Source organism: Gordonia zhaorongruii (assembly GCF_007559005.1).
Taxonomy (GTDB): Bacteria; Actinomycetota; Actinomycetes; order Mycobacteriales; family Mycobacteriaceae; genus Gordonia; species Gordonia zhaorongruii.
The window spans coordinates 2,361,026-2,376,867 of record NZ_CP041763.1; the positions used below are offsets into that span (position 1 = coordinate 2,361,026).

Below are 15,842 nucleotides of genomic sequence, written 5' to 3' on the forward strand. Positions count from 1 at the left end.
CCCGAGGCCGATAGGCCCGGGGCATCTCGCATGTCAGTCACCGCCCGCGAGTTTTGCTCTCGGTGAGTATTAAATGCCGGACCTGGGCTGCCGTGCAGTTACTCTGACAAACCATGACTGTCGTTCCTGCGGCCCGTCGTCGACGGTGGTCCGCCACTGCGTCGAGCGTGCGCCGACGCCTGCTGCCGTTGCTGATCGTGGCGATGCTCCTCGGCGCCTTGACCGCGTGCGGCTCGTCATCGGACGGTGACGGCGCCGACGACGGACTGTGCGCCCCACCCGGAGTGAATAGTGCCTCATCCGCACCGACCAATCTTGCGTCGAGCGCTCAGGCGCCAGACAAGTTCACCACCGACTCGGTGACTCCGATCGATCAGATCGATACCTCGCAGCTCGGGTTGATCAAGCCCGGCACGATCATCGTCGGCACTCTCGGCGACGCGCCGCCGAGCATCTGCGTCGACTCCGACCAGCACTACACCGGCATGGACAACGAGATGCTCCGTGCGATGGCCGGCAAGCTGGGGCTCAACGTTCAGTTCGTCGGCACCGAGTTCTCGGGCCTGCTCGCGCAGGTCGCGGGAAAGCGATTCGACGTCGGCTCGTCGTCGATCACCACGACCGAAGAGCGCCGCCAGACCGTCGGGTTCACGAACGGTTACGACTTCGGCTACTTCTCGCTGGCAGCTCCGGTCGACGGAAAGGTCAAGGGATTCGGCGATCTGAATGCTGGCACCAGGATCGGCGTCGTCCAGGGCACTGTTCAGGACGACTACGTGGTCAACGAGCTGCATCTCAATCCCGTGAAGTACCCCGATTACGCCACCGCGTACGCGAACCTCCGCTCCGGACAGATCGACGCCTGGGTCGCCCCGAGCCAGCAGGCCGAGGGCACGGTGGACCCTGCGGATGGCATCGGCATCCTGGAGAACACCTTCAGCATCAACAACTTCACCGCGTGGGCAGTCGCGAAGGGCAATCCGAAGCTGATCGACGCGCTGAACAGCGCCCTCGACGAGATCATCAAGGACGGCACCTGGTCGAAGCTGTACCAGGACTGGGCACCGCGGTCCCTCCCCGCCGGCTGGACACCGGGTTCCAAGGCGGCCCCGGTTCCGGAACTGCCGAACTTCGACGAGATAGCGGCGAAGAACGCGGGTGGTGAGAGCACCGAGGCAGTGCAACCCAAGAGCGCGCTGGCCCAATTGGGTGACACGTTCTTCAACGGCGAGAAGTTCCGGGACGCCCTTCCCGAACTCTTCAAGACCGGACTTCCGAACACCTTGAAGATCGCGGTGACCTCCGGTGTCATCGGCACCGTTCTCGGCATGCTTCTCGCTGTCGCCGGAATCTCCCGATCACGCTGGCTCCGCTGGCCCGCCCGTGTCTACACCGATATCTTCCGCGGACTTCCCGCTGTCGTCGTCATCCTGATGGTCGGCCTCGGCTTCGGTCCGGTCGTCAAGGACGTGACCGGGGGCAATCCGTTCTGGCTCGGTTCCATCGCACTCGGTCTCCTGGCCGCCGCATACATCGGCGAGATATTCCGGTCCGGCATTCAGAGCGTCGAGCCGGGACAGATGGAGGCTTCGCGGGCACTCGGATTCTCGTATCGGAAGTCGATGTCACTGGTCATCGTGCCGCAGGGCGTCCGGCGCGTCCTCCCGGCCCTGGTGAATCAGTTCATCGTGCTGATCAAGGATTCCTCGCTGATCTACTTCCTCGGATTGACGGTGATGCAACGAGATCTGTTCGCAGTCGGCAAGGACTTCAACGCCGACGGCGGCAACCTGACGCCGTTGGTCGCCGCCGGTCTGCTGTACCTGATCCTGACCGTCCCGCTGACCCACCTGGTCAACTACATCGACAAGCGTCTGCGCACCGGAAAGGCCTGATCGACGTGAGCACCGATAATTCCGAGGTCACCGCTCCCCTGGTCGATCAGACCGACGCCGTCTCCCTGACAGGTCGGGATCTGCACCTGTCGTTCGGTGACAATCACGTTCTCCAGGGCGTCGACATCCAGGTCGACGCCGGAACGACGACGACTGTCATCGGTCCCTCCGGTTCGGGAAAGTCGACGCTGCTGCGCGTGCTGAACCGCCTGCACGAACCGCAGCAGGGCGACATTCTGATCGACGGCAGGTCAGTGCTGAACGACAACCCAGACGAGCTGCGCCGTCGCATCGGCATGGTGTTCCAGCAGTTCAACCTGTTCCCGCACAAGTCCGTCGTCGACAACGTGGCGCTCGCCCCGCGCAAGCTGCACGGCCTCGGCAAGGACGAGGCACACGAGCTGGCACTGGCGCACCTGGACACCGTCGGCCTCAAGCACAAGGCGAACGACCGTCCGTCGACGTTGTCGGGAGGCCAGCAGCAACGCGTGGCGATCGCCCGCGCCCTTGCGATGACTCCGCAGATCATGTTCTTCGACGAGGCGACCAGCGCGCTCGATCCGGAACTGGTGAAGGGCGTGCTGTCGCTGATGGCCGAACTGTCGAGGGAGGGCATGACGATGGTCGTCGTGACCCACGAGATGGGCTACGCCCGCGACGTCTCCGACAACGTCCTCTTCATGGACGAGGGATCGGTCGTCGAGACCGGATCGCCGGCCGAATTGTTCGACTCAGCCAAGAGCGACCGCCTCCGCGCGTTCCTCTCGCAGGTCATCTAGACCCTCTCGCAGGTCACCGGGTTGCGGCGCCCCCGACGGCGGCTTCGAACTCGGCCGACGCGTAGAACGGAGCCAGTCGGCGCCGCGTCGCCTTCTCCAGGAATCCGCGTCGGTCGATCTCCGCGATCACGGTCGGACCGAACCGGAGCGCCTCCTCGAGCAGATCGTCGTACTCGATCCCCAGCTCGGACAGCAGCGTGGCGAGGTCGGTGTCACCGTAGGCATCGAATACCCCGTCGACCCCTTCTGCCAGGAGCGTGCTGAAGTACTCGGTCTCCCGGAACGTCCGCCAGAACTCGAAGACCAGGACGACGATGTCCTCGATGTCACCGTCGTCGACGATCTGCTGAACCTCCGAGACACGCTGATCGTTGTGCGCTCGCCAGAAATCCCGTGCCGCCCCTTCGAAGATGTCGTCCGACTCGGATCTATTGGCGTCCAATACGAATCGCGTACCCCGCCGGGTGACGGCCGCGACCGCGTCGTCGACGAACCGGCCCACCCGCGATGGAAACCGCGATGCATCGACCGCGCGCTGGACGGCCTCGACGCAGGTATCGACCGCGGTCGGACTATCGAGGACCCGATCGAGCAGGCGCCGGGTGACCGCGAGGCCGGAGATCCCCGAGACGAGGTCGTCGAAGTGCTTGCGTTCGATGATGTCCTCGAGGCGGATCTCATCGGTCGCCGACTGCGAGAACAGCCGGGCCGCGATCTCACCGACGAGTTCCGGGATCGCCCCCTCGACGGGAAATGCGATCGCGTACTTATATGCGACGTCTTTGATCATGTCGCGCGTCACCGCCTCGGACAGCGTCATCTTCGACGCATCGTCGAGGAATCCGGTGATCTCCTCGCGGGCGAGTTCGGTGAATGTCTCCCGATCAGTCAGCTGCCGGCACACGAAATCGACCTGGGCGTCGAGTAGGCGGTCTGCCAGCTCCTGCGCTGCGTTCGTCATGCCGTTCACCCTAGCCAGCCGAGCGGGGTGCGAGCACCGGGCCTACTCCAGCAGCTCACGCAACACCGACACGACCCCGTGGTCGGCGTTCGACGGAGCGCCGTACCGGGCGCGAGCAGCCACCTCGGGGTGCGCGTTCGCCATCGCGAACGACCAGTGCGCCGCATCGAGCATCTCGAGATCGTTGAGGTAATCACCGAAGACGACGGTCTGGTCGGGAATCACTCCCAGCTGGTCCTGAATCCGGCGCACCCCGACGCCCTTGTGCACGGCGTTGTCGGTGATGTCGATCCAGTGTGCGCCGGACACGACCATCTTGTGCGATTCCCCCAGGGGCGCCAGCACCTCACTTGCTGTCACGGACGCGTCTGCGAAGTCGTAGATGGCGATCTTCACCACGCCGTCGGTGTCCACAGCGAGGTCGTCGACCTTCTCGAGTACGGCGCAGTAGGTTCGCGCCTGGACGTCGAATTCGGGGTCCGCGGAATCGATCCGGGCACCGTCCACCCGGCACAGGATCGTCCGCAGTTGACTGCCGTTGTCGTTGGCTTCGCGGACGGCGAGCACCACCCGGCGCACGAACCCGGGGTCCATGGTCACCGAGTGCAGCACCGCGTCCGCATGCATGACGACTCCACCGTTGTCACCCACGTACGAGAGTGGCCCGGGGAAGCGATCGAAGAGCCGAGCCAGGCTCTGGCACTGCCGTCCGCTCGCCGGCACGAACGCGATGCCACGCTCGGTCATCTCGTCGAGGAACGGCCAGAAGCCGTCCGGCACGCGGCCGTTCGCGTCCAGGAGAGTGCCGTCCATATCGGAGACGACGAGCCGGATGTCGCGCGTGGTCTGCTCGTTCACCTTTAGCCCTTCGACGGTCGAGCCGCGCCCGAGATCAGAATCCCCCGAAGTCGCCGAATCCTCCACCGAAGTCACCCCCGCCGAAGTCACCGCCGCCGAAGTCATCCCCTCCGAAATCCTCCCCGCCGCCGAGGTCTCCGCCGGCGCCCGCATCTCCCTCAGGACCCATGTCGCCACCCTCACCGGCACCGCTCTCGAATGCCGCGGTGTCGTAGTGGACGCCGGACATCCCGGAGAACAATGAGGTGAACAGGAACGCCGATCCGATGCCCCACGCCCCGGCGACCATCGCGGGGCGCCACCACGGTTCGGAGTACCAGCCTGCGGGGACCGGACGACCTGCCACCCGTCCGCCCGGGTAGTAGTTGGGCGTGCGACCCGACGGATTCGGCGATGCGTCGACGCGGCGTCCCTCGAAATCGATCGACCGGTCCTCGGTCACACTGCCCGCCGCGCTCTGGCCGTCGAGTTCGCCGATCGGCGGTCCCGGATCGAGGTGCAGCGCGGACCGAGCGGCACGGATGTAATACAGACCTTCCAGAGCCGTCTGCTTGGCGAGGCGGGCCTGTGCGGGCGACGTCGCCTGATCCACTTGGGAGCCGGCTGCGGTGAACCGTTCACTCGCATCCGCGAGCGACTGGGTGGCGGCCGGGTCGCTCCGGCCGTCGAGCGAGTAGACCTGGCCGCCGAGGCGTTCGATCGACTGACGGGCATCCGCCTTCGCATCGTCGAGACGTTCGGCCGAGGCTCGCCCGGCGTTCTGGCGCACGTACGTCACGATGAGGAAGACGACGAGCGCGATGACCAGGAGAACGATGAGACCCTTCACGCCTCCCAGAGTACTGATTCACGCGCCGCGGGCGGATCCGCTGTTCACCGCCCCGACGATCGGTCAGTCGAACCTCTCCCCCGTCTGCGGATCGAAGAGCCGGAACCCGAACGGGCGCATGGCGTCGATGACGGCGTTCAGGTACTCGCCGTCCACGCCGTGACCGACGAACTCCACGAACTGCGTCCCCACGGTCACCTCGAAGCGCGGGCCCGCGTCGACCGACTCGGGCGGCGTGAGTACGCCGGATTCCCACGTCCACCCCGCGAGCCCGTCGCGAAGTGCCCGGTCGAGGGCCGCAGCGTCCACGTCGGGGATTCCCGACACCACTTCCCCGCTACTCAACGCCAGGTAGACGCCCTCGGCGTCGGCGTCGGCGACGGCATGGCCCTTCCAGAACGCCAAGTTGTAGCTCATGCCCCGATCCTGCCCGATGAGATGCGCCGATCGGACCGATTCGCGTGCACGGCACCGGCGTGACAGCCCCCGAGCGAAACGATCAAAACGCGACTTACGCGCACAAGCGAGACTGTGACCCGCATTACTCGCGACACTCATCCACAACCTGAGTCACCTGCCGGTGGCCGGGGAGCAACCGACGAGTGAATCGAGAAGACGATGCTGGTGGCGCTGGGCCTCGCGATGGTGGCCGTGTTCATGTTCCTGATCATGACGAAACGGGCGACTCCGGTCGTCGCCCTCATACTGGTTCCGGTCGCCTTCGGGTTGTTCGCCGGAGCGGGGCTGGGAATCAGCGACATGATCACCGATGGGATCAAGGATCTGGCGCCGACCGCCGCCATGCTCTTCTTCGCCATCATCTTCTTCGGGATCATGATCGACGTCGGGCTCTTCGATCCGATCGTGCGCGGCGTGGTCCGACTCGTCGGCGACGATCCCGCCAGGCTGGTTGTGGGAACGGCTGCCCTCGCGGCCGTTGTGTCCCTCGACGGTGACGGTTCGACGACGTTCATCATCGTCACCTCGGCCCTGCTCCCCCTGTACCTCAAACTGGGCGTCAGCCCCGTCGTTCTGACGGTCACGGCCGGACTCGCGAACGGCACCATGAACATCCTCCCGTGGGGTGGCCCGACAGCACGCGCCGCGGCAGCCCTCAACATCGACGCCTCCGATGTCTTCGTCCCGATGGTGCCCTCACTCATCGTCGGCATGCTCGTGGTCTTCGCCTTCTCCTACCACCTGGGCATCATGGAGAGGCGACGCATCGGGCGCATCGAGATCCGGCCGTCCGTGCTGGCATCGGCCGGTTCACGCACGGTCGCCGCCGTCGAACAGGTGGACGGGACCGCAGCCGATGCCACCGGGTCCCCTGCCACAGGGTCCGCGGTGGCGGTGGCCGAGCGCCAGGAGCATGGCACGGTCGCCGGCTCAGGTGGCGCCGCGACCAAGGGGCCGGACAGCGCGTTCGGCGGTGTTCTCGATCCCAAGCGCGCGACGCTCCGTCCCAAGCTGCTGTGGCTGAACGCGGGACTCACCGTCGGCCTGCTCGTTGTCCTCGGCATGGACGTCATTGCGATCCCTGTGCTGTTCATGGTCGCGTCCGGACTGGCCCTGGTGATCAACTTCCCTCACGTCAAGGAGCAGCAGCAGGCGATCACGCGGCACTCGTCGTCGATCGTGTCGGTGGTGGCGATGGTGCTCGCCGCGGCCGTGCTGACCGGCGTCTTCACCGGCACCGGAATGGTCGACGCCCTCGCCCACTGGATGACGGGCGCGATTCCGGACTGGATGGGCCCCCATCTGGCGATCGTCACCGGCATTCTGTCCATCCCGCTGACCTTCCTCATGAGCAACGACGCCTTCTACTTCGGCGTGCTCCCGGTGCTCTCGGAGACTGCGTCCAAGTACGGCATCGACCCTGCCGAGATGGCGCGCGCCTCGATCACCGGTCAGTCGGTCCACATGCAGAGTCCGCTGGTTCCGGCGATCCTGCTGCTGGTGGCCCTCGCCGCCGTGCCCTTGGCCGATCACCACAAGAAGGTGCTGTGGCGCGCCGCGGTCGTATCGGTGGTCATGCTCTTCGTCGGCGGTCTGGTCGGAGTGATTCCGTTCTGATGGCGCCATGTCACCGCCTAGTCTGGCGCCATGGCCGACCGCACCGATGACATGCGCCCGGCCCGTCGGGCCGGGCGCATGTCGTTGGTAACCCAGGTACTGCTTCTGCAGGTGGCGGTGATCGCGGCGAGTCTGGTGGTCGGCTTCGGCTGGCACATCAGCACGGTCGACGACAAGCTGCGCGACGAATACGCGGAACGCGCCCTCGCGATCTCCGACACCGTGGCAGGCGACCCGGATGTCCGGGCAGGGCTCCAGCGACTCGGCGGCACCGATCTGAATGCGGCAGAGCTCCGGTCCGGGGTGCTGCAGCGCGAGGCCCTCGACATCGCGAGACGTACGGGGGTGCTGTTCGTGGTCATCGCCAACCGCGATGGCATCCGCGTCGCCCATCCTGACGACGCCGAGCTCGGCAGGCACGTCTCCACCGATCCGAGCGACGTGCTGAACGGTGAAGACGTCCTGGACACCGACCGGGGCACTCTCGGCGAATCCGTGCGAGGGAAGGCTCCCGTCATCGACGATGACGGAACCCTGGTCGGTTTCGTGAGCACCGGCATCTCGACCCGACGTGTCGCCGACGCCACGCGACGTGACGTCGCAGTCACCATCGGACTGGCCTGCGCGGCCCTCGCAGTCGGGATCGTGGGCGCCGCATTGCTGGCCCGCCGCTGGCGTCGCTTGACGCTGGGCCTGCAGCCGGAGGAGCTCGTCGACCTCGTCGGCGATCAGCGAGCGGTGCTGCACGCCCTCGCCGACGGCGTGCTCGCCACCGATCATCGGGGCCGACTCCGGATGATCAACCACAAGGCTCGGCAGTTGCTCGGGATCGACGCACCGGTCGGCGCCGCACTCGATGACCTGGGGCTGACTCCACGGCTCAGACAGATCGTCGACGATCCGCAACCCGTTCCCATCGCAGCGACCGTCGGCGAACGCATCGTGCTGGTCAGCTCGCACCGGGTCCGCGCCGATAGACGTGATCTCGGTGTGGTGATGTCGGTGATCGACCGAACGGACATCGAGGCGCTGACGCGCGAACTCGATTCGATCCGATCGATGAGCGCGGCCCTCCGCGCACAGCGCCACGAGACCGCCAACCGGCTCCACGTCCTGTCCGGGCTACTCAGACACGGTCACGTCGACGAGGCCGCCGATTACCTCGCGGAGGTGACCGCTGCTCGCGGAGGCGCGGGCCTGCCGGGCCTCGACAACGTCGAGGAGCCGCACCTGCACGCCTTCCTCGACGCGAAGGCGACGCTCGCTCACGAGCGCGGTGTGAGCCTCAGCCTCGGCGCGCAGACGTGGGTCAGCGGCGTCCTGTCCGATCCGGTCGCTGCGACGACCGTCGTCGGCAACCTCATCGACAACGCCATCGACGCCGCAGCCGCAGGCGGCGGCGCGCCGCGACGTGGTCGGGTGGACGTCGAACTGATCACCGCGGACCGGACCCTCTGGGTCACCGTCGCCGACTCGGGCGACGGGATCGTTCTCGCCGATTCTGCCGACGTGTTCGCGGAGGGCACCTCGTCGAAGGACGGTTCACTCGTGCCGGGCGGACGCGGTATGGGCTTGGCACTGGCGCGGCAGATCTGCCGACGAGACGATGGAGACATCCGGTTAGCGGATCCGGGAGGGCGTGCCGCGACCAACCGGCAGGACGTTCTCGGCGGTGCGGTGTTCGTCGCGGAACTGCGCGGCGCCATGGTGGAAGGAGCACTCGATGCCTGAGATTCCAGGTGACGTGAAAGTGCTGATCGTCGAGGACGATTTCCGCGTCGCGCGATTGCACGCCGCGATCGTGGAAGCCCTCCGCGGGTTCCACGTGGCGGCGCAGGTCGGCACGGTCGCCGACGCCCGCGCAGCGTTCGCCGCCTCGGACGGACCGCGCATCGACTTGGCGCTGCTCGACGTGTACCTGCCGGACGGCTCGGGCATCGACCTCGTCCGCGAACTCCCGTGCGACACTTTCGTCCTGGGCGCGGAATCCGGCGGTGACGCGGTTCGCCTGGCCACCCGGTCCGGGGCGCTGACGTATCTGATCAAGCCGTTCGACGACACCGAACTCGCGCGTCGGCTGGCCGGGTACGCGCGCTACCGCCACCTGCTGACCGACGGCGATGTAGATCAGCGTCGCGTCGACGAAGCCCTGGCCGCCATCCGGTTCGGATCCGGCGGTGCAGCGCGCGAGGCCACCGTCTCCCCGACAGAGGAGCGGATACTCGCGCTGTTCACCGGCGCCGAGCGCGGATTGTTCGCCGACGAGGTCTCGGAGCGGATCGGCATCGCGCCGCCGACTGCCCGACGGCATCTGGCGCACCTGGTCGGATCCGGACGCCTCCGCATGACGCTGCAGTACGGCGGCACGGGTCGGCCCCGGCAGAAGTACCACCTGACCGACCGCGGCTGATCCGGCCTGTGCTGGGTCCGTCAGGACTTGTCCGTCAGGGATGCGAGCGCTTGATCGCCTCGTCGACCCGTGCGACCTTGCCGTCGATCTCCCCCGTGCGGCCGGGACGGATGTCCGCCTTCAACACGAGCGACACGCGCGATCCGTATCGACCGGCTTCCTGCGTCGCGCGATGGACCACATCCATCACCTCGGCCCACTCCCCCTCGATCTCCGTGAACATCGAGCTCGTCCGATTCGGGAGGCCGGATTCACGGACGACGCGCACCGCTGCGGCGACCGCCTCGGACACCGACCCGTCGTCGCGACCGGTGCCACCATCGGGTCCGGTGCCACCGTCGGGTCCGGTGCCACTCGGCGCGACCGAGAACGCTACGAGCATTGTTCCTCTTCTCCGTGATCAGGCATCAGGGCGATCCCTGCCAGCATCGTTCGCGTCCCGCCGGTTTGGCAAGGGGTCGGCGACGCGTTGCGGCGGCGTCGGCTACCGGACGTGCGATACCGCTACTGTCGGACGATGCGGAAACTCGTCTACTACATCGGCGTCTCACTCGACGGCTACATCGCCGGGCCCGGCGGTGAGGTCGACTTCTTCCCCGTCTCGGACGAACTGGTGGCCTGGATCGGCGCGAACTATCCCGAGACGCTGCCCACGCACATCCGGCCCCACCTGGCGCTCGAGGACGCCGCGAACCTCGCGTTCGACACCGTCATCATGGGCCGCGGCACCTTCGAACCGGCCCTGACCGTCCCGACCACCCGCCCGTACGCCCACCTGCGGCAGTACGTCGTCTCGACCACGATCGACATCGACGACCCGCTCGTGTCGGTGCACCGCAGCGACCCGCTGACGTTGGTTCGCCGGCTGAAGGACGAGGATTCGGACAAGGACATCTGGCTCGCCGGAGGCGGCACGTTGGCGGGCGCAGTCCTTCCCGCGATCGACCGGTTGGTGATCAAGAGGTACCCGGTGATCGCTGGTGCGGGCATTCCGATGATCAGCGAAGTCGCCTCGACAGAGTCCGCCCCCGCAGCGTTCGCCCCCGCCGCGTTCTCACCGACCAGACGCGAGTCACTCGCCGACGGCACTCAGGTCAGCTGGTTCGACCGAATCTGATCGTCGGCAGGCACCTGCACGGACTCCGGGACGGGCGTCCTCGTTCGAAGCTTCGGAAACGGAATCCGATCACGAGCGACGAACCAACGGCTGATGCGCGGTATGCGGAGCAGCAGATCCACGATGATCAGGGACAGCGTCAGAGTCAGGGCGACCAGGATCGTGCTCCGGACGGCCGCCGAGTTCGGGAACCACTGGTTCAGGTCGTCGAAGAAACCGAGCCGCGCCATCCCGTCGAGGAGGAGCGGATGCACTGCGAACACGCCGAACGCACGGGTCGTCGCCCAGGACACCGCTCGCGCGCCCACGCGTTTGCCCGCGGCGCGCATGTCGTCCCACGCCATCGCGCCGAGCCACAGCAGGACGAGCGCTCCGACGAGCCACGGCAGTTGCACCGGGTTCCACGGCGTCGTGGCGTTCAACGGGACGTCCCCGGGCGCAGTTGCAGCCAGGTAGGCACCGATGCTGAATGCGCATGCGATGCCGCAGACGCCGACGACGAGCACCACGTTGCTGCGCAGCCACTGCTCCATCGCCTTGTGGTGATAGGCGGCCAAGGCCCCGATCGCGACGAACAACGCGTACATCGGAAGGCTCTTCCACATGTGCTCGTACACGTAGTACCAGAACGTGCCCTTCGGACGCGGGAGGTACTGGTAGATCACGAACATCGTCATCTGGATCGTGAACCCGGCGGCGAGCACTCGCCACGGCCGGTCCGCGGTTCGGTCCAGGACCTTCTTGAGGAGCGGGAACACCAGGTAGATCTGCATCGAGATCAGTAGGAAGTACAGCTGGTACTTCGCGTCGCCGGTAAGGGCCTTGAGACCGAGGTCGTGGAAGTAGATGCCGACACTCGGGAACGGGTGGTTCTGGATGATCAGGTGATCGGTGATCGAGTACACGAGCGTCCACACCAGATAAGGGAGGACGATCAGCCCGAAACGGCGACGCCAAAACGTCATCGGCGACATCGACTTGCCCCGCATGCTCAGCACCAGCACGAACAGCGTGACCGCCACGAACCCGTACCGGGTCAGGTGCAGCATCGTGCCGACCATGCCCGCGGACCGCACCACGTCGGGTGTGGTGTTGACGGCATTGACGCTGTGCGCGATGACGACGCCGGTGAACAGGAGGACCCGCACGAAATCAGCGGTGAGAGCGCGCTGCGGTTTGGGCTTGGGAGGCGAGACGGGCGTTCCGGCGGCGTCGGCCCGTGAGCCGTCGTCCGTCATCGTGCTTCCCGCCTTGTCGACGGTCTGCTCCACTGCCTGCACCTCCGCGATTCTGCATCCCCCGCGTGCCGCAGTGTACGTGCCCATTCTGGGAATCCCGTTCAGGAAACGCCTCGGTGGAGTGGTATCTCACGTTCTCGCCGTGTCTCTGAGCTTCGGCCGCCGTTGGCCCGGCGTCGGTGCGCAGCCATGCCCCGCCGCCGCATCACCAGCGCGTATGGCGATATGTCTCGACGAGATCCGCTGTTTCCGGCGATCTACGTGCCGGTGATGCGGGACCGCTTCACGACCATCCCACTCAGGCCCGTCAGCGCACCGCGCACCTGGATGATCTGGCCACCTGCCCGCTGCGGTGACCCCGCCTTGTCCTTGATGCTCGACCACCCGCTGGTGACGAGCCCGTCGACCCGGAGCTCCTGGTCGGGTCCGAGCTTGATCTTCACCGTGCTCGCCGACACCTGCAGCTCGATGTCGATCAGCGGGGCCGGCATCCTGGCCGCGCTGAAGTCCAAGTCGATCGAGCCCATCGAACCGCTGAACAGCATGTTCGGCTCCGGCCGCCAGGCGCCCTTCCGACGCACCGTCTTCCAGTCACCGTCGTAGACCGTCTGCGGCAGCTGGATGGCCGGTCCGGCCGGTACTACGGGTGGCGCCGCGTCGGGGAAGAGTCGGTTCGCAGTCGGCAGATCGGCGACGGCCCGCCGCAGGTCGGATCGGATGCGCGAGCCGTACACGTGACCGGACCGGTCCTCGAACTCGGTCACATCGAGGTATCCGCCGGAGAACGCGTCGTTGAGGAGCGATATCGCGCGCTCACGTTCCGGAGTGCCGACTCGGAGGTCGTCGTCTGCACGGGCGTGGTCGTCTGGATCGTCGGCGGCCATGCCGTCACTCTATGACACCGACCGAAGATGCCGGCCGACCGATCGGCGACGAGTACCGTCGAGCCTGACCCGCACTTGCCGATGGAGGTGCTGCAGTGAGTCCTGCAGGCGAAGGAACTGTGACGATGCCCGCGGCGTTCCTCGGGCACGGAAACCCGATGAATGCGCTGGAACGCAACCGCTACACCGAGTCATGGCGGGCGTTCGGAGACGCGGTGCCCACACCGACTGCGATCCTGGTGATCTCCGCCCACTGGTACACCAACGCCACCGCGGTCACCGCGATGCCACTGCCTCGAACCATCCACGACTTCTACGGCTTCCCGCAGGAGCTGTTCGATATCGAGTACCCGGCTCCAGGCTCCCCCGACATCGCCGAGATGGTGGCCGACGTGGTGAAGCCGACATGGGTGGGCATGGACTTGGACAGCTGGGGCATCGACCACGGCACCTGGTCCGTGCTGCGTCACGCCTTCCCCGACGCGTCGATCCCGGTCATCCAACTGTCACTGAATGCGTTCAAGGACTTCGATCATCACCTGGAGCTGGGCCGCAAGCTCGCGCCTCTGCGGGATCAGGGAGTGCTGATCATCGGCAGCGGCAACATCGTCCACAATCTGCGCGCCATCGATTTCTCGCGGCCCGACGCCGGGTTCGACTGGGCCCAGAGGTTCGACGACGCCGCAGGCGAGATCCTGCGAAGCTCCCCCACCGATGTGGTCAGGCTCGACGGTCATTCCGACTTCGCGAAAGCCGTGCCTACTCCCGACCACTACCTGCCGATGCTGTACATCGCCGGGCTCGCCGACGCGACTCCGCTCGACGTCCTGGTGGACGGTTACGCGGCCGGCTCGCTGTCGATGACCTCGTACACGCTGGGCCTGGGGACCGGACTGGCCGTCCCGGATGCTGCGACCGGAGCCGCGGAACTCCCCGACGGGTTCCCGACCCTGAACTCGAACCTGTGAGCGGACCTACCGAAAGTCCCGGGTCAGACGAATGCCCGGGTCGACGGTCTCGACCCGGGCATTCGCTGCGGTGCTTACTACTGCTGCACCCGCAGGGTGCGGACTAGCTGTAGTCGTAGAACCCGCGGCCGCTCTTGCGCCCGAGACGGCCGGCGTCGACCATCCGGCGAAGCAGTGCCGGCGGCGCGAAGTGCGGCTCCGCGAACTCGGCGTACAGCGAGTCGGCGGCCGCGAGGCAGATGTCGAGGCCGACCGTGTCGCAGAGGGTGAGCGGTCCCATCGGGTAGCCGCAGCCGCCCTTCATCGCGGCATCGATGTCCTCGGCGGTCGCGTACCCGGAGTCGAACATGCGGATTGCCTGGCACAGATACGGGATCAGCAGGGCGTTGACGATGAAGCCCGATCGGTCGCCCGCCTGCACGGCGGACTTACCGAGCGTGTTCTTGGCGTAGTCGGTGACGGCGTCCGTCGTCTCCTGCGAGGTGACCAGCGTGGAGATGATCTCGACCAGCGGCATCACCGGAACCGGGTTGAAGAAGTGGACGCCGACCACGCGCTCGGGCAGCTTGGTGGCCGCGGCGATCTTGATGACCGGGATCGACGACGTGTTGGTCGCGAGGATCGCCTCCGGCTTCACGACGTCGTCGAGCTTGGCGAAGATGTCGTGCTTGATGGCCTCGACCTCGGGGGCGGCCTCGATGACGAACTCACGATCCGCGAACTCGCCGACGTCGAGGGTGACCCGGACACGGGCGATCGCGGCGTCGGCGTCCTCCTGCGAGATCTTGCCCTTGGACACACCACGGCCGATGGACTTGGTGATCCGCGCGTTGGCGGCGTCCGCGAACTCCTGCTTGGTCTCCAGGACCAGCACGTCGCTGCCTGCCTTCGCACACACTTCGGCGATGCCCGCACCCATGGTGCCGCCGCCGATCACACCGATCAGATTCACATTCGCTCCAAACCACACGGTCCGCCGTTTCGGCGACCTGAATTTCGTTGTCCTGTCGGCTAGCCAGTTTAGTGGTCGCGGGCGCACTCACCGCGGCGGGTCAGCGCACTCGCCAACACGATCACGCCCTACCGGATTGCCTCGTCCTACCCCTATTCTCACGTTCACCCGCTGATCGTCCGAACGACCAACGCGAAAACCGGGGCAAGCGACGTCATTCCGGGACCGAACGCACCACGCGAGCAGGTGAACCCACGACGACGCAGTTCGCCGGTACGTCCTTGGTGACCACCGAGGCGGCCGCGACCACCGCGTTGTCGCCGATGCTCACGCCGGACAGGATGGTCGAGTTGGATCCGATCCACACGTTGCGTCCCACCCGTATGGGGGCGGGGATCATGTCCGCGCGACGGTCCGGATGCATGTCGTGGTCGAGCGTGGCCATCACCGTGTTGTGTCCGATGAGACTGTCGTCGCCGATGCTCACCCCGCCCTGATCCTGAAACTTGCAGCCGGAGTTCACGAAGACCCGCTCGCCGAAAGTGATGTTCTTGCCGAAGTCGGAGTAGAACGGCGGGAACACGTTGACGGACTCGTCGACAGGTGCGCCGATCAGCTGAGACAGAAGCTCTCTGACTCGTTCAGGTTCGTGATAGCCGCCGTTGAGTTCACCCGTGATGCGCAGCGCCTCTTGGCTGGTCCGGTGCATCACCTCGTGCAGCGGTGACCCACCGGTGATGGTCCGGCCCGCGTTCAGCGCCTCGAGCAGATCGGCCAACTCCACAGTCACGGCCCTTCATCGTCACTACGTCCGGGCTGTACGCCCAGCTTCTAGGTTCCAGGTCTACCCGAGGCTGCGGTAGACGGCCACCGGA

The 15,842-nt window shown here is 66.4% G+C and carries 16 protein-coding genes; 7 read left to right on the forward strand and 9 right to left on the reverse strand.

Translation table 11 applies throughout. The features are described 5' to 3' along the window. Nucleotides 1–113 precede the first annotated feature (113 nt). Together FO044_RS10950 and FO044_RS10955 are read left to right on the forward strand one after the other, a co-directional pair. Complete coding sequence (locus FO044_RS10950; RefSeq protein ID WP_132991904.1) at nucleotides 114–1,895, forward strand: ABC transporter substrate-binding protein/permease; 1,782 nt, start codon at nucleotides 114–116, stop codon at nucleotides 1,893–1,895. Nucleotides 1,896–1,900: 5 nt separating this feature from the next. Further along, the gene (locus FO044_RS10955) at nucleotides 1,901–2,674 is read left to right on the forward strand and encodes an amino acid ABC transporter ATP-binding protein (RefSeq protein ID WP_280525849.1); all 774 of its coding nucleotides are present in this window, start codon (nucleotides 1,901–1,903) and stop codon (nucleotides 2,672–2,674) included. Nucleotides 2,675–2,687: 13 nt separating this feature from the next. On the opposite strand, the gene FO044_RS10960 is transcribed toward FO044_RS10955, so the two are convergent. The 4 genes from FO044_RS10960 to FO044_RS10975 form a co-directional block, all read right to left on the reverse strand. Then, nucleotides 2,688–3,635, reverse strand: a complete 948-nt coding sequence (locus FO044_RS10960; RefSeq protein ID WP_132991905.1) for a hypothetical protein — start codon at nucleotides 3,633–3,635, stop codon at nucleotides 2,688–2,690. A 42-nt stretch (nucleotides 3,636–3,677) separates the two neighbouring features. Beyond that, nucleotides 3,678–4,493: a Cof-type HAD-IIB family hydrolase gene (locus FO044_RS10965; protein WP_235831322.1), complete on the reverse strand. Its 816-nt coding sequence runs from the start codon at nucleotides 4,491–4,493 to the stop codon at nucleotides 3,678–3,680. Nucleotides 4,494–4,527: 34 nt separating this feature from the next. Continuing rightward, the gene (locus tag FO044_RS10970; protein ID WP_132991907.1) at nucleotides 4,528–5,322 is read right to left on the reverse strand and encodes a DUF1542 domain-containing protein; all 795 of its coding nucleotides are present in this window, start codon (nucleotides 5,320–5,322) and stop codon (nucleotides 4,528–4,530) included. Between the two features lie 63 nt (nucleotides 5,323–5,385). After that, nucleotides 5,386–5,739 (reverse strand): hypothetical protein, encoded by a 354-nt coding sequence (locus FO044_RS10975; RefSeq protein WP_132991908.1) that lies wholly within the window; start codon nucleotides 5,737–5,739, stop codon nucleotides 5,386–5,388. A 201-nt stretch (nucleotides 5,740–5,940) separates the two neighbouring features. Here FO044_RS10975 and FO044_RS10980 point away from each other — a divergent pair, with 201 nt between their 5' ends. From FO044_RS10980 to FO044_RS10990, 3 genes are all read left to right on the forward strand, one after another. Beyond that, nucleotides 5,941–7,398, forward strand: coding sequence for a CitMHS family transporter (locus FO044_RS10980; protein ID WP_132991909.1), 1,458 nt, complete (start codon nucleotides 5,941–5,943; stop codon nucleotides 7,396–7,398). 78 nt (nucleotides 7,399–7,476) lie between these two features. Further along, nucleotides 7,477–9,129, forward strand: coding sequence for an ATP-binding protein (locus FO044_RS10985; RefSeq protein ID WP_132993307.1), 1,653 nt, complete (start codon nucleotides 7,477–7,479; stop codon nucleotides 9,127–9,129). Beyond that, nucleotides 9,122–9,808, forward strand: a complete 687-nt coding sequence (locus FO044_RS10990; RefSeq protein ID WP_132991910.1) for a response regulator — start codon at nucleotides 9,122–9,124, stop codon at nucleotides 9,806–9,808. The genes FO044_RS10985 and FO044_RS10990 overlap by 8 nt, the downstream gene beginning before the upstream one ends. 34 nt (nucleotides 9,809–9,842) lie before the next feature. Here the strand turns inward: FO044_RS10990 and FO044_RS10995 are convergent, their stop codons facing one another. Then, nucleotides 9,843–10,190 (reverse strand): thiamine-binding protein, encoded by a 348-nt coding sequence (locus tag FO044_RS10995; protein WP_132991911.1) that lies wholly within the window; start codon nucleotides 10,188–10,190, stop codon nucleotides 9,843–9,845. A gap of 135 nt (nucleotides 10,191–10,325) precedes the next feature. Here FO044_RS10995 and FO044_RS11000 point away from each other — a divergent pair, with 135 nt between their 5' ends. Further along, complete coding sequence (locus FO044_RS11000; RefSeq protein ID WP_143965647.1) at nucleotides 10,326–10,925, forward strand: dihydrofolate reductase family protein; 600 nt, start codon at nucleotides 10,326–10,328, stop codon at nucleotides 10,923–10,925. On the opposite strand, the gene FO044_RS11005 is transcribed toward FO044_RS11000, so the two are convergent. Continuing rightward, nucleotides 10,898–12,196, reverse strand: coding sequence for an acyltransferase (locus FO044_RS11005; protein ID WP_425323582.1), 1,299 nt, complete (start codon nucleotides 12,194–12,196; stop codon nucleotides 10,898–10,900). The two genes, FO044_RS11000 and FO044_RS11005, sit on opposite strands and share 28 nt — an antisense overlap. Before the next feature lie 224 nt (nucleotides 12,197–12,420). Continuing rightward, a complete protein-coding gene (locus FO044_RS11010) occupies nucleotides 12,421–13,047 on the reverse strand; it encodes a DUF1707 SHOCT-like domain-containing protein (RefSeq protein ID WP_143965648.1) in 627 nt (208 codons plus the stop codon). 125 nt (nucleotides 13,048–13,172) lie between these two features. Between FO044_RS11010 and ygiD the strand changes: the two genes are divergently transcribed. Beyond that, entirely contained in the window at nucleotides 13,173–14,015 is an 843-nt protein-coding gene (gene ygiD, locus FO044_RS11015) for a 4,5-DOPA-extradiol-dioxygenase (protein WP_132993309.1), read from the forward strand. A 103-nt stretch (nucleotides 14,016–14,118) separates the two neighbouring features. Here ygiD and FO044_RS11020 read toward each other — a convergent pair whose 3' ends face one another. Beyond that, the gene (locus FO044_RS11020) at nucleotides 14,119–14,967 is read right to left on the reverse strand and encodes a 3-hydroxybutyryl-CoA dehydrogenase (RefSeq protein WP_132991914.1); all 849 of its coding nucleotides are present in this window, start codon (nucleotides 14,965–14,967) and stop codon (nucleotides 14,119–14,121) included. Nucleotides 14,968–15,181: 214 nt separating this feature from the next. Then, the gene (locus FO044_RS11025) at nucleotides 15,182–15,757 is read right to left on the reverse strand and encodes a DapH/DapD/GlmU-related protein (protein WP_235831323.1); all 576 of its coding nucleotides are present in this window, start codon (nucleotides 15,755–15,757) and stop codon (nucleotides 15,182–15,184) included. Nucleotides 15,758–15,842 lie beyond the last annotated feature (85 nt).